This is a genomic window from Synergistaceae bacterium (genome assembly GCA_012521675.1).
Taxonomy (GTDB): Bacteria; Synergistota; Synergistia; order Synergistales; family Aminobacteriaceae; genus JAAYLU01.
This window is the reverse complement of record JAAYLU010000007.1, coordinates 19,524-43,331: the sequence shown is the minus strand read 5'-3', so window position 1 is coordinate 43,331 and position 23,808 is coordinate 19,524. Positions and strand designations below refer to the sequence as shown.

At 59.6% G+C, this 23,808-nt stretch carries 22 protein-coding genes, 1 other RNA gene and 1 other annotated feature; of the genes, 1 reads left to right on the top strand and 22 read right to left on the bottom strand.

The features are described 5' to 3' along the window. The 3 genes from GX181_00725 to rpsB form a co-directional block, all read right to left on the bottom strand. Positions 1-557, bottom strand: a 557-nt coding sequence (locus GX181_00725; GenBank protein ID NLM70467.1) for a UMP kinase, incomplete at its 3' end; no start/stop codon positions are given. Positions 558-630: 73 nt separating this feature from the next. After that, positions 631-1,224: a translation elongation factor Ts gene (gene tsf / locus GX181_00720; protein NLM70466.1), complete on the bottom strand. Its 594-nt coding sequence runs from the start codon at positions 1,222-1,224 to the stop codon at positions 631-633. 51 nt (positions 1,225-1,275) lie between these two features. Continuing rightward, entirely contained in the window at positions 1,276-2,082 is an 807-nt protein-coding gene (gene rpsB / locus GX181_00715; protein NLM70465.1) for a 30S ribosomal protein S2, read from the bottom strand. Between the two features lie 203 nt (positions 2,083-2,285). Between rpsB and GX181_00710 the strand changes: the two genes are divergently transcribed. Next, positions 2,286-2,609 carry a metal-sensitive transcriptional regulator gene (locus tag GX181_00710; GenBank protein NLM70464.1) on the top strand — a complete coding sequence of 108 codons (324 nt, stop codon included), beginning with the start codon at positions 2,286-2,288 and terminating at the stop codon, positions 2,607-2,609. 17 nt (positions 2,610-2,626) lie between these two features. Here the strand turns inward: GX181_00710 and ffs are convergent. From ffs to rpsO, 19 genes are all read right to left on the bottom strand, one after another. Beyond that, an RNA gene (ffs, locus tag GX181_00705) (signal recognition particle sRNA small type) lies at positions 2,627-2,725 on the bottom strand. A gap of 73 nt (positions 2,726-2,798) precedes the next feature. Continuing rightward, positions 2,799-3,593 (bottom strand): transporter substrate-binding domain-containing protein, encoded by a 795-nt coding sequence (locus GX181_00700; protein ID NLM70463.1) that lies wholly within the window; start codon positions 3,591-3,593, stop codon positions 2,799-2,801. 109 nt (positions 3,594-3,702) lie between these two features. Beyond that, positions 3,703-4,968, bottom strand: a complete 1,266-nt coding sequence (gene hisD, locus GX181_00695; GenBank protein NLM70462.1) for a histidinol dehydrogenase — start codon at positions 4,966-4,968, stop codon at positions 3,703-3,705. 63 nt (positions 4,969-5,031) lie between these two features. Continuing rightward, positions 5,032-7,383 carry an endonuclease MutS2 gene (locus tag GX181_00690; protein ID NLM70461.1) on the bottom strand — a complete coding sequence of 784 codons (2,352 nt, stop codon included), beginning with the start codon at positions 7,381-7,383 and terminating at the stop codon, positions 5,032-5,034. Positions 7,384-7,392: 9 nt separating this feature from the next. After that, complete coding sequence (locus GX181_00685) at positions 7,393-7,956, bottom strand: CvpA family protein (protein ID NLM70460.1); 564 nt, start codon at positions 7,954-7,956, stop codon at positions 7,393-7,395. Beyond that, positions 7,953-8,195, bottom strand: a complete 243-nt coding sequence (locus tag GX181_00680) for a hypothetical protein (GenBank protein ID NLM70459.1) — start codon at positions 8,193-8,195, stop codon at positions 7,953-7,955. The genes GX181_00685 and GX181_00680 overlap by 4 nt, the downstream gene beginning before the upstream one ends. Next, entirely contained in the window at positions 8,192-8,515 is a 324-nt protein-coding gene (locus GX181_00675; GenBank protein ID NLM70458.1) for a hypothetical protein, read from the bottom strand. The genes GX181_00680 and GX181_00675 overlap by 4 nt, the downstream gene beginning before the upstream one ends. Before the next feature lie 12 nt (positions 8,516-8,527). Beyond that, complete coding sequence (locus tag GX181_00670; protein ID NLM70457.1) at positions 8,528-10,933, bottom strand: phenylalanine--tRNA ligase subunit beta; 2,406 nt, start codon at positions 10,931-10,933, stop codon at positions 8,528-8,530. Further along, the gene (pheS, locus tag GX181_00665) at positions 10,933-11,973 is read right to left on the bottom strand and encodes a phenylalanine--tRNA ligase subunit alpha (GenBank protein ID NLM70456.1); all 1,041 of its coding nucleotides are present in this window, start codon (positions 11,971-11,973) and stop codon (positions 10,933-10,935) included. The genes GX181_00670 and pheS overlap by 1 nt, the downstream gene beginning before the upstream one ends. Before the next feature lie 171 nt (positions 11,974-12,144). Continuing rightward, positions 12,145-12,504: a 50S ribosomal protein L20 gene (rplT, locus tag GX181_00660; protein ID NLM70455.1), complete on the bottom strand. Its 360-nt coding sequence runs from the start codon at positions 12,502-12,504 to the stop codon at positions 12,145-12,147. A gap of 34 nt (positions 12,505-12,538) precedes the next feature. After that, a complete protein-coding gene (rpmI, locus tag GX181_00655) occupies positions 12,539-12,736 on the bottom strand; it encodes a 50S ribosomal protein L35 (GenBank protein NLM70454.1) in 198 nt (65 codons plus the stop codon). 104 nt (positions 12,737-12,840) lie between these two features. After that, on the bottom strand, positions 12,841-13,491 hold the full coding sequence (locus tag GX181_00650; protein ID NLM70453.1) for a translation initiation factor IF-3: 651 nt from the start codon (positions 13,489-13,491) through the stop codon (positions 12,841-12,843). A 192-nt stretch (positions 13,492-13,683) separates the two neighbouring features. Next, positions 13,684-15,603: a TRAP transporter permease gene (locus GX181_00645; GenBank protein ID NLM70452.1), complete on the bottom strand. Its 1,920-nt coding sequence runs from the start codon at positions 15,601-15,603 to the stop codon at positions 13,684-13,686. Between the two features lie 87 nt (positions 15,604-15,690). Further along, positions 15,691-16,683, bottom strand: a complete 993-nt coding sequence (locus tag GX181_00640) for a TAXI family TRAP transporter solute-binding subunit (protein NLM70451.1) — start codon at positions 16,681-16,683, stop codon at positions 15,691-15,693. Positions 16,684-16,799: 116 nt separating this feature from the next. Next, the gene (gene guaB / locus GX181_00635) at positions 16,800-18,275 is read right to left on the bottom strand and encodes an IMP dehydrogenase (GenBank protein ID NLM70450.1); all 1,476 of its coding nucleotides are present in this window, start codon (positions 18,273-18,275) and stop codon (positions 16,800-16,802) included. A 133-nt stretch (positions 18,276-18,408) separates the two neighbouring features. Continuing rightward, complete coding sequence (gene thrS / locus GX181_00630) at positions 18,409-20,307, bottom strand: threonine--tRNA ligase (GenBank protein NLM70449.1); 1,899 nt, start codon at positions 20,305-20,307, stop codon at positions 18,409-18,411. Positions 20,308-20,356: 49 nt separating this feature from the next. Beyond that, positions 20,357-20,582 (bottom strand) — a binding site (T-box leader). Between the two features lie 40 nt (positions 20,583-20,622). Further along, positions 20,623-21,066 (bottom strand): dUTP diphosphatase, encoded by a 444-nt coding sequence (dut, locus tag GX181_00625; GenBank protein ID NLM70448.1) that lies wholly within the window; start codon positions 21,064-21,066, stop codon positions 20,623-20,625. Positions 21,067-21,072: 6 nt separating this feature from the next. Further along, entirely contained in the window at positions 21,073-23,349 is a 2,277-nt protein-coding gene (locus tag GX181_00620; GenBank protein ID NLM70447.1) for a polyribonucleotide nucleotidyltransferase, read from the bottom strand. Positions 23,350-23,459: 110 nt separating this feature from the next. Next, positions 23,460-23,726: a 30S ribosomal protein S15 gene (rpsO, locus tag GX181_00615; GenBank protein NLM70446.1), complete on the bottom strand. Its 267-nt coding sequence runs from the start codon at positions 23,724-23,726 to the stop codon at positions 23,460-23,462. Between the last annotated feature and the right edge of the window lie 82 nt (positions 23,727-23,808).

Below are 23,808 nucleotides of genomic sequence, written 5' to 3'. Positions count from 1 at the left end.
TCCATGTACGTGAGCCTGTGCAGCAGGACGGCCTCGGGATGCTTGTTTGGGTCCGCACTATATATACCATCTACCTTCGTAGCTTTCAACAGACAGTCGGCCTCCATCTCCGCAGCACGAAGAGCGGCCGCCGTATCAGTTGAAAAATAGGGAGACCCGGTGCCCGCCGCGAAGATGACGATCCTGTCCTTCTCGAGGTGTCGCAGGGCCCTTCGGCGTATGTAAGGTTCGGCCATCTGGCGCATCTCTATCGCGGTCTGAACCCTCGTGGGAATTCCGTACTTTTCCAGGACGTCCTGGAGGCACAGGGCGTTCATCACGGTGGCCAACATGCCCATATAGTCCGCCTGGGAGCGCTCGACGCCCAAGGCCTCGAGCTCCCTTCCCCTCAGCATGTTCCCGCCGCCGACGACCATTGCGACCTGCACCCCTGCCAGTGCGACCTCGACTATCTCCGCACCTATCCTTCGAACTGCGTCGAAGTCGAATCCGAAAGCTCGGTCGCCCGCCAGCACCTCTCCGGAGAGCTTCAATAGAATTCGCCTGTATTTCAAAATGCCCTTCCTCCTTGCCGGTTTTTGCCCATGAAAAAGGCGAGGCTTGAAGCCCCGCCTTCTTTATCACAACAAGCTACTCTCCGATCGAGAAACGGGAAAAACGCCTGACCACGATGTTCTCGCCGAGCTTCGCGATCACCTCGACGACTACGTCCTTGATCTTCTTATCGCAGTCGCGGATCCAGGCCTGCTCCATCAGGCAGTTGTTCTCGTAGAACTTGTTTATCTTTCCGTCGGCTATCCTGTCCACAATCTTGGCCGGCTTACCCTCTTCAAGCGCCTGCTGCCTGTATATCTCGCGCTCCCTGTCAAGCACATCGGATGTGACGTCCTCCGGGACCAGGAACTGCGGCGCGGCCGCGGCGACTTGCATGCACAGCTCGTGGCCCAGGCTCTGGAACTCGTCGGTCTTGGCGACGAAGTCGGTCTCGCAGTTGAGCTCAATCAAGGCACCCAGCTTGCCGTTAGTGTGGATGTAGGAGAAAATCCTGCCGTCGGATGCGGTTCGCGAGGACTTCTTGGCGGCCTTGGCCAGGCCCTTCTCCCTCAGATAGTCGATGGCTTTTTCGACGTCTCCCGCATTCTCGACAAGGGCGTTCTTGCAGTCCATCATCCCCGCGCCGGTTCTGTCACGGAGCTCCTTTACAGTGCCCGCGCTGATCTCCATATTCACTGCCTCCTCTATATTAACAACTCTTTACAGGTTTACAAAGAAACTCTAGGCCTCTTCGGCGGCGTCGTCATCGTCATCATAGACTTTGTGCAGACGCTCCTTTTTTTCGATGATGCCCTCGGGCTCTTCGTCCTCCGGGGCCTCCGCCTCTATCTCCGCGACGGAGTCCTCGCCCTGCTTGCCCTCGATGAAGGCGTCGGCTATTAGGCTCGAGATCAGCTTGATGGCTCGGATCGCATCGTCGTTTCCGGGTATCGGAAAATCGATCATCTCTGGGTCGCAGTTCGTGTCAACTATCGCGATGACTGGAATGCCTAGCTTCCTGACCTCGAGGACGGCATTCTCCTCTCTCCTGGGGTCGATAAGGAAGACAGCGTCCGGAACGGTCTTCATGTTCTTGATCCCCTTGAGGTTCTTCTCGAGCTTGGCAAGCTGCTTGCGAAGAAGGATTATCTCTTTCTTCGGGAGGTCGCCCCAGTCATCGTCGTCCTCCATCCTGCGCAGTTCGGTCATGTGAATCACGCGCTTCCTGATGGTCGCAAAGTTCGTCAGCAGCCCTCCAAGCCAGCGCTGGTTGATGTAAAACTGTCCCGCTCTTTCGGCCTCATCCCTGATCGTGTCCTGCGCCTGGCGCTTTGTGCCGACGAACAGTAGGGTCCCGTTGTTTTGTGCTATCTCTCTTACGAAGTTGTAGGCCTTTTCAAGGCCGCGGACTGTCTTCTGAAGGTCGATTATGTAGACGCCGTTCCGTTCGGTGAATATGTACGGCTTCATCTTCGGGTTCCACCGCCTCGTCTGGTGACCGAAGTGAACCCCGCACTCCAAGAGCTGCTTCATGCTGACAACTGCCAAAATAACCCCTCCTGATGTAAAATGGTTTTCCCTCCACGGACATCGCCTGAAGCGGGGATCAACAGAGTCGACACCGCCCGCGCCATCAGCCCGTGTGCGTATTGAGGACACGAAATTATAGCATAAAAACCGATTGACCTTCAACCTTTCGCGAAGTAAGATATACCCTGTAGGAATATTATTAATCGAGGAGAGTGCCGGGAATGACGAACAACTCGCTTATAGAGAAACTCGACAACCTGCCCAAGGAGAAGAAGGCCCTGCTTAATCGCCTTCGCCGCGTTGAGGGGCAGCTGCGCGGAATACAGCGCATGATAATCGAGGAGAAGAATTGCTACGACATACTTCTGCAGCTTTCGGCCGCGAGAAAGGCCATGCAGAAAGCGTGCATAGAGATACTGAAGAATTACCTTCAAAAATGCGTCAGCGAGATAAAGTCGCCGGAGTTCGAGAACCTGGAGAAGCTCATCGAGGCGCTGATCGAGCTATCGCCTTCAAATCCGGATTTACCGGAGGACGACGGGTAAAAGGCGGTTGCCTGCGGGAAACCCAGCCTCCCCGTGGCGCCCGGAGATTTCTCCTTACTGCTGCTCCCTTCCGGGCCTGACAGGATTCGAAGGTCTCCGCCGCACGGGACTGGATTCCCCGCAGGCAACCGCTCTTGCCGTCGCTAAGCGCACGACATTATAGCACTTTTAAAGCGGAATACACAATGGCTATTTAAGCCACCTTTCTTCTAGAACGTCCAGGTCACCTCGCAACTTAGCATCGTTCCACAGGTAGTTCATTATCTTGAGGAACTCCGGGTCGTCCTGTTGGATGAAAAACCCCATGAAGCTTATCTTGGTCAAAGGCTTGTCTGTGAACGCTCCGTAGATTCTGTCGTCCTTCCTGGAGTAGACTACGGCCTCGTATACCTCCGAGATCATCACATCCCCCTTCTCCTCGGCGATCATTCCGGGTATCTCCGCGTTGTTCTCGTGCGTCACGACCTTGGCCCTCTTGAAGTTCTCGTTGACGTACTTCTCGTTGGTCCCGCCCGGGTTGACGATGACTGTGGTCTCCGGGACATCCATGGCCTCAAGCGAGGTGAACCTGCCCTTGTTCTTCTTGTGGATGATCGCCACCTTGCCGTTTGGCGCGTAGGGGGGGAGAAAATCTCCCTTCAACATCCTGGCGAGGCTTCTCGTTATGCCTCCAACGGCAATATCGAACTTCCCGTCCAAATAGTCCTGCATAAGGTCGGTCCAAGTTGTAGGAACGAACTCGACCTTGACACCGAGTTCCCGCGCTAGGAGCTCCGCCAAATCGATGTCATGACCCTCATACTTGCAGTCATCTGCGTCATACATCGAGAAGGGGCGATAATCTCCGGGCGTTCCCACCAATAGTACCTCGGTGTCCAAGATCCTGTCCAGTCTCTCTCCTCCCGTGGCCTGCCCGGAGACGAGGAAAAGGGACAGCATAAGGACCAAGCAAACTCTGCTCGCTACTCTCTTTCTTACTCTCACTACAATCCCTCCATCCATAAAAAATTCTCAGCCTGCTAAGGATGCTTTTTGGCTGAATAGAAGCCATTATAGCCGATAATCCGTCGTGTGCGACACCCTGAAAAAAATATCAGCTTTCTATACCCTGTCGCAGCTCCGACGAGCGCTTATGGGCGAACAGCCCCTCCAGGCCGGCGAGAACGGAGCAGGGGCCGGCCAGGACCTTCGCACCCTCGGCCGACACTCTCTGGAATGAACAGGTCCTCAGGAAGGTCCCCACGTAAACTCCGTTGGCAAAGCGCGACGACCCGACCGTGGGCAGGATGTGATTGGGGCCGGACGCATAGTCTCCAAACACCACCGGGGCGTGGCCCCCCACGAAGAGGGAGCCATAATTCGAAAGTTTGGCCGCCGCCTCCTTCGCGCCCTCCGTCATGACCTGGACGTGCTCCGGCGCCAGTTCGTCCACTATACGCACCGCCTCGTCGAGCGATTCCGCCAAGATCACCTTTCCGTTCTCCTTCCAAGCCCTGTAAGCCTGCTCCCCGGTCGGGAGGGAGGGGTGCTGTTTTTCCACTCTCTTCAACACTTCCTCGCCCAGCCTCCTGTCGGTGGTCACTATAACCGACCAGGAGTCCGGGTCGTGCTCGCAGCAGGCCAGGGCGTCCGCGGCAACCCAATCCGGGTTGGCCGAAGCGTCGGCCAGTATCGCGACCTCACTCGGCCCCGCAGGCATGTCTATGCCGACGACGCCGTACACCTGCATCTTCGCCTCCGTGACGTACCTGTTCCCTGGGCCGGTGATGAAGTCCACCTTCTTCACTGTCTCCGTCCCGTACGCGAACGCCGCGATAGCCTGGGCCCCTCCCATGCAGTAGATCTCATCCACTCCGGCTATATCCATCGCCACCAGTACGGCGGGGTGGATGCCGCTCTCCCCGCGAGGGGGAGAGCAGGCGGCTATCCGCCCGACCCCCGCGACGCGCGCCGGGATCACGGACATAAGTGCAGATGAAGGAAGGGGATATCGCCCGGCGGGCACGTAGCAGCCGCACGACGCGACGGGGATGAGCCTGTGTCCAAGCGTCACTCCCGGCGATATCTCGTATTCGAGGTCGCCGAGGCTCCCCCTCTGACGGACCGCGAAGTCCCTGATGCGGTCCGCGGCAAACTCTATGGTGGCAACCACGTCCGGGGGTACCGAGTCGTAGGCGGATTCTACCTCCTCGCGGGTCACGCGCAGGGATAGAGGCCGGACCCGGTCAAACCGCTCGGAGCAGTCGAGCAGGGCTTCGTCCCCGCCGATCCGGATGCTTTCAAGTATCTCCGCGACCAGGCCCTCCAGTACAAGGTCCTCCTTCGGCGCACGGCTCTCCGCCTCTTTCAGTACTATCATCGTCATTCCCCCCGGTATCTGCTGTCATCTCGCAAGGAAACCAAGCAAGGCCGGTCGACAAGCCTACCTCCTGAAGGACACTACTGTCACTCCGTGCCCTCCCTCTCCCATCTCCCCAAGGCGATAGGAGTCGACATATTTCAAAGAGGCGCACAGGGCGTGTATCTCCCGCCTGAGTATCCCCTCCCCGCGTCCGTGGATCACCAGGACGCTTGAGTAGCCGCACCTCATGGCCTGGTCCAGGTACCGCTCGACCAGGGGAAGAGCCTCCTGGACGTTCATGCCCCTGACGAGTATCGACGAGCCGACAGCTCTGGGTGCACGGGAGACGTGCTCCCTCGGGAGAGGGGGCCCTTTCGGCATTTTCTCGGTCCTCATCAGCTTTCTTGCGTCTACATCCATCTTGATCGCACCGACCCGCAGGATGGCCTTTCCCCCGTGAAGTTTTTCTATGATTCCGACATAGTCGGTCCCGGCGATCTGCGCGGCCGATCCGACCTTCAACGGCTGATCCCCGGAGTGGTCGCGTCCTTTCAGGAGCCTCTTTTCTTGCCTGTCCTCGATGGCTTTGCGTTCTTTGCGAATCCTCTCGGAGGTGTCGGCTGTCGCTCGATGCGCCCCGGATCTGGAGGCCTCGTCGAGCTTTCTTATCAGCTCCCTGCTCGACTCCTCCGCCCTGGCAAGTATCTCGTCGGCCTTTTTTTCCGCCTCCGAGATCATCTTGTCCCTCTCGGCCTCGGTCTCGCGTATAGCGTGCCTGTATTTTTTCTTCTCCCTCTCAAGATCGACCCTGAGAGTTCGCATCTCCCTCTCCTGCCTGTCAAGCCAAGCCTTCCTCTCGTTTAACTCTCCGATGAGCTCCTCAACCGGGGTCTCCCGCTCGCTCAGGGCTTTGCGCGCCTTTTCCAGGACTGCCTCCGGCATGCCGTAGCGGCTTGCTATGAGCAGGGCGTTGCTCTTTCCCGGCACCCCCATGAGCAGCTTGTAGGTAGGAGAGAGAGTGTCCGAGTCGAACTCCATGCTGGCTGTCTCCACTCCGGGTGCCGTCAGAGCATACTGTTTTATCGGGTTGTGGTGGGTGGTGGCCAGGGTAAGCCCCTTCTCCCTCGTCAGGGTCTCCAGCAGGGCGACTCCGAGGGCAGCGCCTTCCTGCGGGTCCGTTCCCGCCCCCAACTCGTCCAGAAGGACCAGGGAGGTGCGATCGGCCCTGTCGAGGATGGAGATGATATTCTTCAGGTGGGCGCTGAAGGTGGACAGGTTCTGTTCCATGCTCTGTTCATCTCCGATATCGACGAACAGAGCGCCTATGTTCCCCACCCTGGAGCCGTCCTCGACCGGAATCGGCAGTCCGCACCAGGCGAGGAACACGCACACTCCGACCGTTTTGAGGACCACGGTCTTTCCTCCGGTGTTCGGCCCTGTTATGACGAGGCTTCTGAAGCCCTCGCCGCACCTGACGCTGACGGGAACGGCGCTCTCTCCGAGAAGAGGATGCCTCGCCTCGTGAAGGGAGAAGAGCGGTCTCTCCTCGATCCGGGGAAGCTTCCACCCGTGCTTTGCTATTACCTCGGAGGCGCCGTACAGAAGATCAAGGTCACAGAGGATATCCTGCGCGTCCGCGATGGGCCGCTCGCGCGACAGAACCGCCTCAGTGAGATTTCGAAGAATTTTCCTCTCCTCGTCCTCCTGGTCGCGAAGACGCACGGCCAGAGCGTTGTCCAATGGTGCCAGCTCGGTCGGCTCCATGTAGACGGAGCTGCCCGAGCCAGACCTGTCGACCACTGTGCCCGGAAAACGATTGACGCACTCCTGTCGCACCAGGAACGAAAACCGGCCGTTTCTGTAGGCCACGACCCTGTCCTGGAGCATTTGCGAAATGGAGGAGGTCTCCAGGAGGGACTGGGCTGCTCTGCGCAGGCGCGTACGAAGGTGCTCCACGTCCCTGCGTATAGCTGCCAGCTCGGGCGACGCTGTATCGAAGAGCTCCCCGTTGTCGTCCAAAACACCGAGGGCACGAACCTCCGAGGAGAAGTCCCGGATCCTGCGGTACGGGGCCTCGAAGGAGGGGAAGTCCTCACGATTCTTCCCCAGGGCCTCCCTCGTGGCGCCGGCCAGAGAGAGGAGAGAACGGACGGAGACGAGCTCGGGGCCGGAGAGCATGCCCGAGCGTTTCGCGCCCTCGAGCAGTTCGCCGACCAGGGCTACCTTGGGGTTCCACGGCCACTCGCCGCCCCTGTCCTGGAACTCCATGAAGGAGTCGAACAGCTCCAGTCTGTCCAACAGACCCCGAAGGGATGATTGAGGTTTTAATCTTTCAAGGGCCGATTTGCCGAGATCGCCGCGCACACAGGCTGCGAAGACTCCCACGACCTTCGGGATCTCGAGTATTCGCCGGATGCCCTCGGAGAGCTCCATCGAGCCGAACTACGCCCCCTCTTCTTTACCCGCGCCGAAGAGGGAGGGAAGATCGAGCTCGGGCAGTGAGAAGTCCTCTGGGAAGACGTTCCACTCCCTCAGCCTGTTCTGGATCGCTGGCCATGCTGCGTGCGCACTCATCATGACCACGCTCTTCTCCATCCATTCCGACGGAAGTATGGGTGAATAGGTGGACAAGGCGACATAGAGGAACAGGACGAGCGCCACCCCTTTAAGCAGGCCGGCGAGGGCGCCGAGCACCCTGTCCACGAAGGCAAGGGAGGTGAACTTGAGGAATGCCCGGACCGCCTTGCACATGAGAGCGGCCGAGACGACCGAGGTGATATAGATGGCCGCCATCGACGAGACGGAGAGTATGGCGCCCCCCGCCTGCGGCCAGTATCCCGCCAGTATATCGGCCAGAGCGTCGGAGTACTTCCACGCGAGGATTATCCCTCCCACCGTCCCGAGCAGGGAGAAGACCTCCCCTGAAAGCCCCCGGGCCACCCCTCTTATCACGAGGGTTATCACGACTAGCAACACCACGATATCGAAAACGGACGCCACGTTCATTCCTTCTCAAGCTCCTCGCTGATCGCTTCTAGTTTGGAGAGTGTCTTTTCAAGTGCCCAGGCGAGCTGAAGACAGAGGATCAGCAACACCTTCTCCTGGTCCTGCGAGCTATCCGTTCTCTCTGCCGCATCGGCCAGAAGCGACGAAATCCTGCCCAGGCTGTCGTCGTCGAGAGTGGTTTTAATGCTGTAGGAGTTTTTTCCAACCTTGATCGTCACATCGCGCGAAGACGACGTCACCTTCCAGCGCTCCTTTCGCCTCCTGTCCCGCGAACGCCGTCGACCAAATCGGGCATCAGGACGGAGATGCGCTCGTGTATCGCCTTGAGCTGACCTTCAATCTGCTCTTTTTCCTTTCGAAGGGCCATCTTCTCTCGTTCCAGCACCTCCACGGCCCTCCGGCTCTCCTTTCCCGCCCGGATCATCTCGAGATCCTTCTCGGCGAACTTTCCCCGAAGCTCCTCGACCTCCTGGCGGAGTCGATCCCTCTCCTCGCGAAGCGAGAGGGCGGTCGAACACAGTTTGTCCACAAGCTCGTCCAACTTGTTTATATTAGTCATATCCGGGTTCCTTTATCTGAGGATATAGCCGATATCGGCCATTTTCTTTCGCACCAGCTCGTTCACCCTGTCCACCTCTTCATCGGTAAGGGTCCTGTCCTCGCTCCTGTAGGCCAGGGAGAAGGCAAGCCCCCTGAAACCGTCGGGCACCCCCTTGCCCGTGTAGACGTCGAACAGGCGCACATCTCCAAGCAGACTCCCTCCCTCGCCTCTTATCAGCTCAAGCACCCTCTCGTGCGACTCGGAGACCGGAACGAAGAGGGAGATATCCCTGAAGACCGGCGGGAAGGGAGAGGGTTCCCTGAAAGAGGGAAGTCGCGCCGACTCGAAGGGCTCGAGGTCTATCTCGAAGGCGTAGAGAGGGGAGCAGTCGAGCTCCTTCTCTATCGAGGGCTTTAAGCGCAGGAGATAGCCGATCCGCCTGCCCTCCCAGGACAGAAGGCCTGTCTGTCCCCTGTGCCCGAAGCATTCCTCTCCCTGCTCATACTCTACCGATACGCAGCTTTTCCGCGCAAGGGCCTCTATGTCGGCCTTCAGAGTGAACAGGTCGTCCGCGTCCGACGGGCCGTACGGCAGACGAGGATCCCTTCCTCCGTATGAAAGGCCGCAGATCCTCTCGACCTCCTCGTGTCCGCCCTGCTCGAGCGGCAGGAAGACACTGCCGATCTCGAAGGCTCGCACGGGATACCTCCACCCAGAGGCGACGCTGCGCTTCACGCTGCGAAGCAGCCCGGGCAGGAGCATGGTCCTCATCCTAGACTGCTCAACGCTCAGGGGATTGGAGAGGGAGAGAGGCCTGGCCCGGCGGTCGTCGGAGGGCAGGCGAAGCAGCTTAACAAACGAGGGGGACACGAAGCTGTAGTTCATCAGCTCCACATAGCCCCTCGCCATCAGAGTCGCACGCACGTCCCCCTTGGTACGGGTCGTGCCCCCTATATCGCCGTGCTCGTGCAGTGCACCGGGAAGGGTCGAGGGAAGGGCTTCGTTGTACCCCCTTATCCTCCCGACCTCCTCGATCAGATCCTCCTCTATGGAGATGTCGGGACGCCAAGAGGGCACGGAGTAGGCCCTCTCGTCCGACGCGGAGGAGACCTCCTCCAGGCCGAGCCTAGCGAGAATGGCGGACGCCTCCTCCATGTCCTCGGTAAGAAGGTATCTCTTCAGTTTTTCACGTGTGAGGACGACCGTCCTCTCCTCGTCGCGCACGTTGGAGGCGTACTTAACGGCGTAGCCTGTGCCACCCGCGCTCCACTCCTCGAGAAGGGAGAAAATATAGTGCAACGAGGCCTTCGTCAGCCGGTGATCAACCGTCCGCGAGAAACGGTATGCCGCCTCGGAGGGTATCCCCAGCCTGCGGGAGGTCCTGCTGACCCGTATCGGGTCGAAGTTCGCCGCCTCGAGGAAGACGTCCTTCGTGGTCTCCAGTATCTCGCTGTTCTCCCCGCCCATCACCCCGGCTATTGCAACGGCCTGTCCCCCGCTGGTTATCAGCATGTCCTCCGTCTTGAGGTCATGATCCTTTCCGTCCAGGGTCGTAACACCCTCACCCTCCCGTGCGCGGCGCACTGTGATCTCCCTGGCCGGCAGGTAGGCGGCGTCGAAGGCGTGAGTCGGCTGTCCCAACATCAGCATCGCGAAGTTGGTGGCGTCCACCATGGCGGATATCGGCCTCATGCCGAGAAGGGTCAGAAGGACCCTGATCTTCAGAGGCGACGCGCCCTGCTCAAGGCCGGTTATCAACCCCATGCAGTATAGAGAGCACCCTTCGTCCTCCAGGGAGATCCCCCTGAACTCCAGTTCCCCGGGCCACTCCTTTCCGCCGTCGATCTTGATGTCCAGCGGGTTGTCCTTCCACTCAGCACCGGGAAAGAGGGCGAAGACCTCCCTGGCCACCCCGAGCATGCTCAGCAGGTCGCCCCGGTTGGGCGTCACCGACAGGTCCAGCACGGCGTCGTCCAGTCCCATGAGGGCCTTCACATCCTCCCCGGGCGATGTGTCCGCGGGGAGCCTCAGAATGCCGAATTCGTCCGCGACCTCCGGGACGCCCAGCTCCGAGGCGGACAGGAGCATGCCTTGGCTCTCCACCCCGTCGAAGTCCCTTGTGCCGAGAACTGAACCGTCGGCGAGGACGGCGCCCGGTCGACCCCACGGGACCACGTCCCCCTCCGACAGGTTGGGCGCGGCCGTTGCAACCAGAGCGCTCCCCGCACCGTCCTCCACGGTCGCGACATACAGGTTCTCCCTCGCAGGATGCCTCTCCAGCTTCTCGATGACGGCGGAGAGGACCCCCTCTAGCCGGGCGCACGGGTAGTCTATGGACTCTACCTCGCAGCCCGTGAGTGTCAGGCGCTCGGCGACCTCCTCCAGGGAGGCGGGGATCGCAAGTATTTCGTTCAGAAGGTTCCAGGATATAAGCATCAGAAGCTCCTCCCCGAGAGAAGATATGGCACGTCTCCTTCGAAAAGGACACGCAGGTCTGTAAGACCGTACTTGAGCATGGCGATGCGGTCGAGCCCGATACCCCATGCGAACCCGTTGTAGACCGTCGGGTCTATCCCTCCGTATCGCACGACGGTTGGATGGACCATTCCCATTCCGGCCACCTCGAGCCATCCGCTACCCCTGCAGATCCTGCAGGACGGGTTGCTGCCCGAGCACTCGACGCACTCTATGTCGAGCTCCAGGGAGGGCTCGGTGAAGGGGAAGTAGCTGGCCCTGTACCGGGCCTTCAACGGACGGGAGAAGATGGCGGCCATGAGGGTCTCCAAGCATCCCTTCATGTCCGCCACCGATATGTCCCTGTCTATCAGCAGCCCTTCGAGCTGGTTGAACATGGGGGAGTGGGTCGGGTCGCTGTCGCGGCGATAGACTTTTCCGGGGCAAACTATCCTGATAGGGGCGCCGTGTCGTAGCATGGACCTCACCTGGACGGGAGAGGTATGAGTCCTAAGAAGCCTGCCGTCGGGGAAGTAGAAAGTGTCCTGCATATCCCTGGCCGGATGGGACGGGGGGATGTTCAGCGCCTCGAAGTTGTAGAAGTCCTCCTCTATCTCCGGCCCGAGGGCCACGGAGAAGCCGAGGCCGGCAAGGATCTCTACCACGTCGTGGGTCATCTGTTCGACCGGATGTATTCCTCCGGCACCCCTGCCCCTCGGCGGAAGGGTCACGTCGACGAAGGACGCCCTTTCGGCGGCATCCGCCTCCTCCCCCTCCAGCAACGCCCTCTTCCTCTCGATCATCTCGTCCATGCGGTCGCGAAGGGTGTTCACCGCCTGTCCGGCCGCGGGACGCTCATCTGGAGGCAGAGAGCCCAGGGTTTTCAGGAAGGAGGTGACGGTCCCCTTCTTTCCGAGAAAGGCGACCTTGACCCGCTGAATCGCCTCCGAGGAGTCCGCCTCCGATAGTTGTTCCATGAATTCCTGCTCGATTGTGTCGAGTTTTGCACTAATGGGCGTCATGCGCCGTCTCCTCCCATCCTAAAGGACGATTCAATTGTTTACCGTGGATTATATCATCACGGGCAGGTGCGCTCCATATTTTTCATCATCGCGCCCGCCATGAAAAAAGGCCCCTCGCCTTATAAGGCGCAGGGGCCGCGACGCTTCCGAACTGGTATGGTCGGCCCCGGATTACTTGCCCAGGGCCTCCTTCGCTCTGACGGTCAGCTGGGTGAAGGCCGCCATATCGTTGACCGCAAGATCGGATAGCATCTTCCGGTTTATGACGATTCCGGCCTTTTTCAGCCCGTTCATGAAAGAGCTGTATGACAACCCGCAGGATCTGGAGGCCGCGTTAATCCTGGTGATCCACAGCCTGCGAAAATCTCTCTTTCTGCGCCTTCTATCTATGTACGCCCTGGAGAGGGAGTGAAGATAGGCCTCTCTGGCTCTTCTGTAGACGTTCTTCTTGCGTCCCCAAAAACCCTTTGTTACAGCGAAAAGTTTCTTTCTTTTTCTATCGCTTGCGCTACCGCCTTTGACTCGGGGCATCGCATGTCACCTCTTTCGTAAAATAGAACTCGTCTTAGCCAAAAGGCAGAAGCTTCTTAAGCCTCTTGCAATCCGCGTCGTCCACATAGCCGGTCTTGCGCAGCTTGCGCTTGCGCGCAGTTCCCTTGACCGTGAGATTGTGCCCTCTCCCCACTCTTCTGTAGGAAAGTTTGCCGGTCCCAGTGTAGGAAAACCTCTTTTTCGCCCCCGAATGGGTCTTATGTTTAGCCATCTTCTGAATCCTCCTTCCTCGAGTGTTGTATCAAGATAAAAGCCCGCCGCAAAAAACGCGATCGGCGAGCTTGACGTCATCGCAAATTAATTTATTGGCCCGGGCTACTCGGAAGACGCCTGGCTCGGCACCATTACCGGCAAGGTCTCGTTCTTGGCCTGCCTCGAGTTGTCGGAGGCCTTTCGGGAGCCGTCCTTCGCGCTCGATTTTTCAGCCTGCTTCAACTGGGCCTGTGGCAGAGGAGTCATCATGATCCTCATGTAGCGCCCCTCCATGCGGGGTCTTCCCTCGCTCCTACCCAGGCCGCTGCAGTCCTGAACAACCCTCGAGAGGACCTCCTCACCCTTGTTGAGGAAGGCCATCTCCCTGCCTCGGAAGAATACGGATACCTTCACCCTGTGCCCGTCCTCAAGAAAGTTTTTTATGGCCTTGACCTTGAAGTTGTAGTCGTGCTCGTCGATCTTGGGGCGCATCTTCATCTCTTTCAGGGTCTGTACTTTCTGTTTCTTCCGGGCGTCCTTCTCCCTCTTTTGGAGCTGGTACCGATACTTTCCGTAATCGAGAATTCTGCAAACAGGCGGATTGGCCTGAGGCGCCACCTCGACGAGGTCGAGCATCTTCTCCTCGGCCATCGCGATGCCCTCCGATGTCGGGAGGACTCCAAGCTTAACCCCGTTCTCATCGATTATCAGGACTTCCTTGGCTGTAATTCCCCGGTTGACTCGGGGATCTCCTTCGCCCTTTCTTACTACTATAGCCTTTCACCTCCATGAAAAAATCAGGGGCCGATGGCAAACCACCGGCCCGCATAAGCGCGACTCTCTCTGCAAACCATGCGAATGGGCACTTCGCCAGGTGAGAGGGTGGCCCCTCTTCTTACTCGTATTCAATTGACGGCAGAATTATATCATGAGAAGCAGTATGTCGCAAATGTTTTTCCGCTTGAATCACGCCGGTCTCTCCTCAAGCCCTCCGTCGTTCCCAAACAAAAAGTGAAACGCCAGCAGCACGCCGAGGAAGACAAAGCTGGCTATTCTGAGGACCATCAACGGATTCACCATCATGATCCCCGATGCGACAAAAAGCACTCGTTCCCAGACTGGCATGTCTCGTCTTAACATCCCTATGAGGCCGCACGACAGGGCGAACAGGCCCGTTATCGACGTGGAGAGGTTCACGAGGTACTTCGCAAGTTCGAAATCTACGAACAGGAGGTCCGGGTTATAGACGAACAGGAAGGGGAGCAGCAGCCCTGAAAGGGCCAACCCCAGCGCAGCTATCGCGACTTTGAACGGTCTGGCCCCCGCAAGGCCCGCTGCCGTGTAGCTGGTCAGGGCCACGGGGGGAACGACCGCGGACATGGAGCCGTAGTAGAAGGCGAAGAAGTGAGCGGCAAGGGCGGGGACTCCCATCTGTTGCAGCGCGGGAGCCGCGATGGTCGCGGTGATTATGTAGCAGGGAGTGGCCGGCAGTCCCATCCCCAGGACCAGAGCTGCGATCATGCATAGTATCAGCGCCGCCCAGAGTTTGCCTCCTGCAAACATAACGATGTTCATAGCGATCACCTGCCCAAGCCCGGTCATTCCCACAGCCCCGACGATAAACCCGACTATTGCGCAGGAGATGCCGACCGGAGCGGCGCTCCTGGCGCCCTCGTCAAGGGCTAGGACCATGTCCTTGATGCTCATGCGGGTGGATTTTTTCAGTGATGAGACCAGGATTATTGCGAACAGGCCCAAGAAGGCGGAGAAGAGGGGCGTGTAGCCTGCGACCAGGTAATAGATGATGACCACCAGCGGCACTGTCATGTGTCCCTTGTCGAGCATGGTGGCCTTCAGCGAAGGGATCTCTGAATCCGACAGCCCTGTCAGCCCTCGTTTCTTGGCTCTCAGGTCGACCATGAACATTATCGCTACGTAGTACAGGAGTGCCGGGGTGATGCCCGCGAGCATGATCTTGCCGTAGGGAATCCCCAGGAACGAGCTCATGACGAAGGCGGCGGCGCCCATTATGGGGGGCATCAGTATGCCGCCGGTGCTCGCCGCGGCTTCGACGGCGCCTGCAAAATAGGGGAGATAGCCGACACGCTTCATCAAGGGTATTGTGAAAGCCCCGGTGGTCGCAACGTTGGCCTGGGCGCTGCCCGAGATACTTCCCATGAGCGCCGATGCAACGACAGCCACCTTGGCCGGACCTCCTCGGTACTTTCCCGCAAGGGCCAGGGAGAAGTCATTGAAGAAGTCGCTCGTCCTCGACGCGGACAGAAAGGCCCCGAAGAGGATGAACATGAAGACGTAGCTTGATGAAACCATGAGGGTTACTCCATAGATCCCCTGGTCCGTCAGAGCCATTCTTACTATGATGCGCTCCCAGTTGAATCCCCGGTGCGCGAAGAGGCCGGGCAGCATCGGGCCTATACGTGTGTACGCCAGGAAAAGGACGCTCAGTATTGTCAAGGGCAGACCGACAGATCTGCGGCTCGCCTCCACTAGGAGCGCCATCGTGAGCACGGCTACGGCGAGGTCGGGAATGGTTGTCTGCAGGTTGGCGTAAAGGAGCCTGTCGTAGGTGAGGAGAAGCCAGGCCATACTCCCGAGCGACGCGAGGACAAGGATCCAGTCGGGCAGGGAGGGACGATCCCTCGGCGAGTTCCGCGTGGCGGGGTAGAACAGGAAGACGATGGCCATGAGGGTGCCGAGGTGAATAGAGTTCATCTTCACAGCTATCAGAAGCCCTATGCTGTTCATCCAGCAGTGCACCAATGAGGTGGACACGGTCAGAACCAGGGCGGCCATGCCGGTTGATCCCGTAAGCTTCCTGGCGGGTATGGAGTCGCCCGGAGTAAAAAGAGATAAAAAGCTTTTCATCAGCATTAATAAGACCCTCCTGAACAATGAGCGGCATGGGGATGCCCCACGCCGCCCTCGTTGTGCTGCGGTAATGTGCTATGTGAATTAGGGGAGACGGTCCTCGGGGATCGCCATCCCAATCTCGGTGAAGAACTTCACAGCGCCTGGATGAAGGGGCGCGGCGAAGAGTCCGTCGACTGGGTTGTCGAAGTCCACCATTTTGAAGCCCGCATGCTCGTTGAGCAACTCGTCCTTCTTGGAGTAGATGATCCTCAGCATCTCGTAGACCAGGTCCTCCGGCACGTCCTCGTTCACTATCAGCGCGGACTTGATCCCGGCCACCCGAAGGTCCTCGTCCTGGCCGGGGTAGATTCCCGCAGGGATGACCACTCCGGCGTAGAAGGGGGCGTCCACCTTGAGCTTCTCCAGGTCCTCGGAGGAGAACTCCATCATGTTGATCTTCTGGCGGCCGGCGTAGAGCTCCGCGACGGCCCCCACGGGAAAGCCGGCCTCGGCGTTGAAGCCGTCGAGCTGACCGTTCTGGAGGGCCTGGGCGGCCTCGCTGTAGCCGACGTACTCGGGCTTTATATCGTCAAAGTCGAGCCCCGCAAGGGATTTGAGCAACACCCTGCTGCTGAACTCCGTGCCGGAGGCCGCTGGTCCCACCGCGATCTTCTTGCCCCTGAGGTCGGCCCAGCTCTCTATCCCGGAGGCGCCGCTGACTATGAACTGGGTCACATCCGGCCAGAGCCCCATTATGTAGCGAAGGTTTTCATTCTTCTCCTTGCCCTCGTACTGCACCGTTCCCGTGTAGGCAAAGCCCGTGAGATTGGCCATCGCGATGGCCATCTCTGCCTCTCCGCGCAGCATCATGTCGAGGTTCTCCACCGTGCCGCCGGAGCTCTGAGCCGAGAACTTGTATCCCTTGTCCATCAGCTCCGCATTGAAGTGATTGGCCAGGATGGTCCCAATCGGGTAGTAGGTGCCGCCCGTGGAGCCGGTCACGATAGTGATGAACTGTGTGGAGGCAAAGGCGGCCCCCGCAAATGCGGATGCAAGCAACAACGCACAAAGAACAACGATACTCTTCTTTCTCATTCCTCATCCACCTTCCTCTTTTTTTGGACTTCCGGCGCACGAAAAACCAGTGCCGTAAATCATTTCGGTATAATATCAGACTCTTGGGCTATGCTCAAGCAGAGTCCGGAATAAATTTACTCTAACCAGTAGTTGGGGGCCTCCTTCGTGACGACGACGTCGTGGGGATGGCTCTCCTTGACCGATGCCGGGGTCACCTTTACGAAGCGCGCCTTCCGCTGCAGTTCCAGGATATCCCTGGCACCGACGTACCCCATCCCGGAGCGCAGCCCGCCCGTCAGTTGAAAAATGACGCCCGATATCGGCCCCTTGTGAGCGGCCAGCCCCTCTATCCCCTCCGGCACCAGCTTGTCTCCCGCCGCCCCCTCCTGGAAGTACCTGTCCTGGCTGCACCCGTCCTTCATCGCCCCGAGCGAGCCCATTCCACGGTAGCTCTTGTAGGAGCGGCCCCTGTAGATGACCGGCTCTCCCGGGCTCTCCTCGGTGCCCGCGAAGAGCGAGCCTATCATCACCGAGTCGGCGCCGGCGGCCAGTGCCTTGACTATGTCCCCGGAGTACCGAATGCCGCCGTCGGCGATGACAGCCTTTCCCCGGGCGTGAGCGGCCTTGGCGACGTTGTAGATCGCCCCCAGCTGGGGGACTCCAATGCCTGCGATGATCCGAGTGGTGCATATGCTTCCCGGGCCGACCCCCACCTTGACGGCGTCCGCTCCCGCGTCGACGAGCGCGTCCGCTGCCTCGGCGGTGGCTATGTTCCCACCCACGATGGTCATGTCCGGGTACTCGGACCGGAGGGTTCCGATCGAGTCCAGAACCTTCTTGGAATGTCCGTGGGCGGTGTCCGCGACGAGCACGTCAACACCGCTCCCGACAAGGGCCGCCGCCCGTTCGAAGAGATCGGCGCCGACCCCGACCGCGGCACCCACCCGGAGGCGTCCCCCGGAGTCCTTCGCCGCATCGGGAAAGTCCTTGACCTTCTGTATGTCCTTTATGGTTATAAGTCCTTTGAGTATGCCATCGCCGTCCACTATGGGGAGCTTCTCTATCTTGTACTTCATCAGGATGGACTTTGCGCCCTCGAGCGTCGTGCCCTCGGCCGCCGTCACGAGGTTCTCCTTCGTCATCACCCGGCTGATCGGCTGATCAAAGTCCTGGATGAACCTCAGGTCCCTGTTCGTGATTATCCCAACCAGTCGCTTCCTTTCGTCTACTATCGGTACCCCGGAGATATGGTAGTGATCCATCAGGGAGACTGCCTCCCTCACCATGTCCTCCGGATTCAGAAAGAAGGGGTCCACTATCACCCCGGACTCGGAGCGCTTGACGATGTCCACCTCCCTGGCCTGCCTGTCGATCGGCATATTGCGATGGATTATGCCTATGCCTCCCTCGCGGGCCATGGCTATGGCGAGTCGCCCCTCCGTCACCGTGTCCATTGCGGAGCTGCACAGAGGGATGTTCAGCGGAATCGCCTCGGCCAGCCTTGTCCTTATGGAGACGTCCGAGGGCAGCACGTCGCTGAACGCCGGCTCGAGCAGGACGTCGTCGAATGTAAACCCCTCGTAGGACGCGAACTTGGATTCTATGCTCATTGAGTTACCTCCCCGCATGATGGGAACTGGAAATAGTTCTCAAGGATTGTAGGGCTTTCGAGCAAAAGAAGCAACTCCTCCGCTATGTCGGCCTGACACGAGTCCGGCAGGGCTTTACCGGGTTTTTCAGCTACTACCTCATAGGGTCGAACTCTCCCCTGAGGACCTCCCTGAACTGCTCCGGCGACATCGAGCCCAGATCCCCCTTCGACCTCTCCCTGGGGGCGACCGAGCCGGACTCCCTCTCCTTCTCACCGATTACGATCATGTACGGGATCTTTTGGGTCTGGGCGTCGCGGATCTTCTTGCCCAGCTTCTCGTCTCGCTCGTCGGTCTCCGTGCGCACTCCCCACGACCTGAGCGTTTCCGCCACCTCGCCTGCATACTCGGTGTACTCAGCCGACACAGGCAGCACGCGTGCCTGGACCGGCGATATCCAGTAGGGGAAGGCGCCCGCGAAGTTCTCTATCAGGATGCCGAAGAAGCGCTCCAAGCTGCCGAGCACCGTCCTGTGCAGCATGACCGGCCTGTGCTCCCTGCCGTCGGGGCCTATGTAGTTGAGATCGAACTTCTCGGGCATCTGGAAGTCCAGCTGGATGGTCCCGCACTGCCATGTCCTGCCTATGCAGTCCTCGAGCTGGAAGTCTATCTTGGGCCCGTAGAAGGCACCGTCGCCCGGGTTGAGCCTGTACTCTGTCCCCGTCTCCTCCAACGCCTCTTTGAGCGCGGTCTCGGCGATATTCCACTGCTCCTCCGTGCCCATGCAGCTCTCAGGCCTGGTGGAGAGCTCCACCGAGTACTTGAACCCGAAGACCTCCCTGTATATGAAGTCGCACAGATCCATTATGCCCTTTATCTCGTCCTTCACCTGCTCCGGAGCGCAGTAGAGGTGGGCGTCATCCTGGGTGAAGCAGCGGACCCTCATCAGGCCGTGCAACACCCCGCTCCTCTCGTGCCTGTGGACCACGCCAAGTTCCGCCATCCGCAGGGGAAGGTCGCGGTAGCTGCGAATCTGGCTCTTGTAGATCAGCATCCCTCCCGGGCAGTTCATGGGCTTGATCGCGAAAGGACGCTCGTCGATCTCCGTGAAGTACATGTTGTCCTTGTAGTGGTCCCAGTGCCCCGACTGGATCCACAGAGACCTCTCGAGTATCAGCGGGGTGCGTATCTCGCAGTAGCCTCTCTTTACGTGTTCCCTCCTCCAGAAGTCGAGCAGGCTGTTCAGAACGACCATTCCCTTGGGGTGGAAGAAGGGGAAACCTGGCCCCTCCGGCTGTATGCTGAATAGATCGAGCTCCTTGCCGAGCTTGCGGTGGTCGCGGTTCTTCGCCTCCTCCATCCTGTGCAGATGAGCCGCAAGCGATGCCTCGTCCGCGAACGCCGTGCCGTACACCCTCGTGAGCATTATGTTCTTCTCATCTCCGCGCCAGTAGGCCCCCGCCACCGAGAGCAGTTTGAAGTGCTTGACGTAGGAGGTGTTCGGGACGTGGGGCCCCCGGCAGAGGTCGGCGTAGTCGCCCTGGGCATACAGGGTCACCGTATCCTCCTCTAGGTCGGAGATTATCTCCATCTTGTAGGGGTCGTCCTTCTTTCTGAACCAGTCGACGGCCTCCTCTTTGCTCATGACGAGCCTCTCGACGGGGATGGATCGCTTGGCCAGGCGCCGCATCTCGCGCTCTATCCTCGGCAGGTCCTCCTCGGTGATGCCACCCGGTATCTCCATGTCGTAGTAGAACCCGTCCTTGATGGAGGGGCCGACTCCGTACCTGGTCCCTGGGTAGAGCTGCTCCACCGCCTGGGCCATCAGGTGAGCGGCCGAGTGCCTCAGTATATCCAGCCCCTCCTCGGAGTCAGCGAGCACCGGCTCTATCTCGCCGCCCTCCTCCAGCGGGCGGAACAGGTCCACGTAACCGTCTCCGGTGATGGCCGCCACCGCCCCCTTCCTCACTCCCAGCGAGTCCAGCACATCGCCCGCCTTCGTCCCGGAGGGAACGTCCACGGACTTTCCGTTGTTTCCGACAAACCGCACCATACTCCCTACCTCCTCATTATTGAAAGAAAAATGCCCGTGTCGTCTCCGCTATGGAGACGACACGGGCATGTCGCGGTCCCACTCCACTTCCGCGCAAAAGCCGCGCGGCTCTTGAACCCGCTGTAAGGGGCGAAACCCCGGCGCCTTGTCCTGACGGTATTTCGGCGCCCGCTCAAGGGCGGTCTTCAGGGAGGCATCCGCAGGGGGCCTCTCAGCCTCGTGCCCCCGTCTCTGTCCGGACTCCACTCCCCTACTCTCCCCATCATCGCAGGTAACATTCTTGCCTGTTTCTTATACAGCCAAATATGACGGCTGTCAACCGTTCCCGGTGCTGCCGAAACCTCCCTCGCCTCGTTCCGTGGCCTCGAGCGATTCCGCTTCTACCCATTCGACCCTGGAGACGGGCGCTATCACGAGCTGCGCTATCCTGTCACCCGCGGCTATGTTGAAGGGATCCTTGCCGTGGTTGACCAAGAGGACCCTAATCTCTCCCCTGTAGTCGCTGTCGATGGTCCCGGGGGCGTTGAGCACGGTGACCCCGTGCCTGATGGCCAGGCCGCTCCTCGGCCTTACCTGCCCCTCGTATCCCATAGGGATCTCCAATCGGACTCCCGTCCCAACGCTTATCCTCTCTCCCGGAAGCAGCAGAGTGTCCTCCACTGAACGAAGGTCGACGCCTGCGGCGCCCTCCGTGGCGTACTCCGGAAGGGGAAAGCCCTTCGCTCTTCCGTCTCGGGTTATATGTACGGAGACCGGCATCTGGGTCTAAGACCTCCCCGAGGAGTGCCTCCTGGGCCCTCCTCCGCCCGAACGCCTGTCCCCTCTGTCACGCCCGCCGCCGGGCCTGTCTCGCTCCGGATGGGGGTTCTGCCTGCTCGCCTCCGCGAGAGCCTCTATCGCCTTCTCCCTCTCCCTCTCCGCCGGGAGCACGTCCGAGAGACCCTCGGCGGCTATTCTGCGTTCGTTCTCCAGTATGCGCCTCCTGGTGAGGTTGACTCGTCCCATGTCGTCTATCTCCTTAACCATGACGAGCACCTGGTCTCCGACCTTGAAGACGTCATCGACCTTGGGTATGCGGCGAGTGCTAACCTCGCTGACATGCAGAAGCCCCTCCTTGCCCGGGAGGCACTCGACGAAAGCGCCGAACGCCATCAGGCGAGTGACCGTACCATAGTAGACCTCTCCCGCCTCCAGGTCCTTGGTGAGTCCGCGAATGATCGAGAGGGCCTCGTCGACCTTCTCCTGCGTCGGACCGCCTATGTAGATCTCGCCGCTGTCCTCGACGTTTATCTTGACACCTGTCTTCTGCGTGATTCCGCGGATGACCTTGCCGCCGGGGCCGATCACATCTCGTATCTTCTCCGGGTCTATCGTGGTCATGAATATCCTGGGGGCGTTGGGAGAGAGATCGGCCGGGGCCGGTATCGCCGCCTCCATCGAGTCCAGGATCAGCATCCTGGCAGTGCGAGCCTGGGAGAGGGCACGCTGCAGTATCTCCCTGGTTATCCCGCCCGCCTTGTTGTCCATCTGGAGGGCTGTAACACCCTCGCGCGTCCCGGCAACCTTGAAGTCCATGTCGCCGAAGTGATCCTCCAACCCCTGGATATCAGTGAGGATCGCCACTCTGTCTCCTTCTTTTATCAATCCCATGGCCACCCCGGCCACGTGCTTGCTGGTCGGGACTCCGGCATCCATAAGGGCAAGGCTGGCACCGCAGATCGAGGCCTGGGAACTCGAGCCGTTGGATTCCAGTATGTCCGACACGACCCTCATGACGTAGGGGAAGCTCTCTTCGTCCGGTATCATCGGTCGGAGCGCTCGCTCGGCCAGAGCGCCGTGGCCGATCTCGCGCCTGCCGGGCCCCCTCATCGGGCGTACCTCCCCGACCGAGTAGGGGGGGAAGTTATAGTGGAGGATGAACCTCTTGGCCGGCTCGTCCTGCTTCAAACCATCCAGGATCTGGTCGTCCACTCCCATCATTCCAAGGGTCGTCACGACGAGAGCCTGGGTCTCGCCCCTGGTGAACAGGGCCGAACCGTGCACCCTCGGCAGCACTCCCGTCTCGGAGGTCACCTTCCTGAGTTCGTCCATGCTGCGACCGTCCGCCCTCTTTCCCTCGTTGACTATGAGCGAGCGCATGGTGCTCTTGACCATCTCGTCCACCAGCGCCGAAATATAGTCGCCCGCGTCGGGGTACTCCTCCTCGAAACGCTCCAGCAGCCTGTTCTTGACCGCCGATATAGCGTCTCCACGCGGCTTCTTATCGTGAATCGTCACCGCGGCTCGTATATCGGCCGACAGGTTGGACTCGGCCCACGAGTCGATATCCGAGAATACGGGGGGCACAGGGAACACCAGTTTTTCGCGCCCGACCGAGTCGCGCATCTCGTTGAACAGGGCGACAATCTTTTTTATCTCTCCCTGGGCCAGCTCCAGCGCGTCGACCAGCAGCTCCTCGGATACCTCCCTGGATCCGCACTCGACCATAGTCACACCATCCAGGTGTCCCGTCACCAGCAGGTCGAGCGTGGACTCTTCCATCTGCTCCTCTGTGGGGTTGATCACGAAATCGTCGCCCACCCGGCCTATCCTGACCGCGCCTACCGGCCCGCCCCACGGGATGTCGGAGATGCTGAGCGCTGCCGATGCCGCGTTTATGGCCAGAACGTTGGGAGGGTTGACCTGGTCGACCGAGAGCACGGTCGAAACCACGTGCACGTCGTAACGCATCGACTCGTCGAATAGCGACCGGATGGAACGGTCCACCATCCTGCAGCTCAGCACCGCCGTCTCCGACGGGCGCCCCTCGCGCTTGATAAAACCGCCGGGTATCTTGCCGGCGGAGTAAAATCTCTCCTCGAAATCGACGAGCAGAGGGAAAAAGTCGATCCCTGTGCGCGGCTTGTCGGTGATGCAGGCCGTGGTCAGGACCGTGGTCTCTCCATGTGCGGCAACCACCGCTCCATTAGCCTGCCTGGCCACTCTGCCCGTGGAAAATTGCAGAGGCCGCCCTCCGATCTCGACTGAAAACGTCTTCTCCATTAATTTTCTTCCTCCTCGGTATTCATCTCTTCTCGTATGCGGAGTAAGAATACCACAATCGACCAAAAAAGAGCGAGGACTTCGCGTCCTCGCTCCCCGGGATCGCATTTTTAGTGGCGCAGACCGAGCCTCTCGATAAGGACCTTGTACCGGTTGAAATCCTTGCCCTTCAGGTATCGCAGCAGTCTGCGTCTCTTGCCGACCATCTTCAGCAGTCCTCTGCGCGAGTGGAAGTCCTTCGTGTGGATCTTGAGATGCTCCGTCAACTCGCGGATACGCTGCGTCAGCATCGCCACCTGCACCTCGGGGGAACCGGTATCGGTTGAATGAACCCGGTACTCCTCGATGATTCCCTGTTTCTTCTCTCCCTGCAACATACTGTTTCACCTCTTGAAAAGAATCCCGAAACTCAGAAGAGCGTCCGGAGCGCAGATCCGAGTAAGGGTCGAGACGAATACT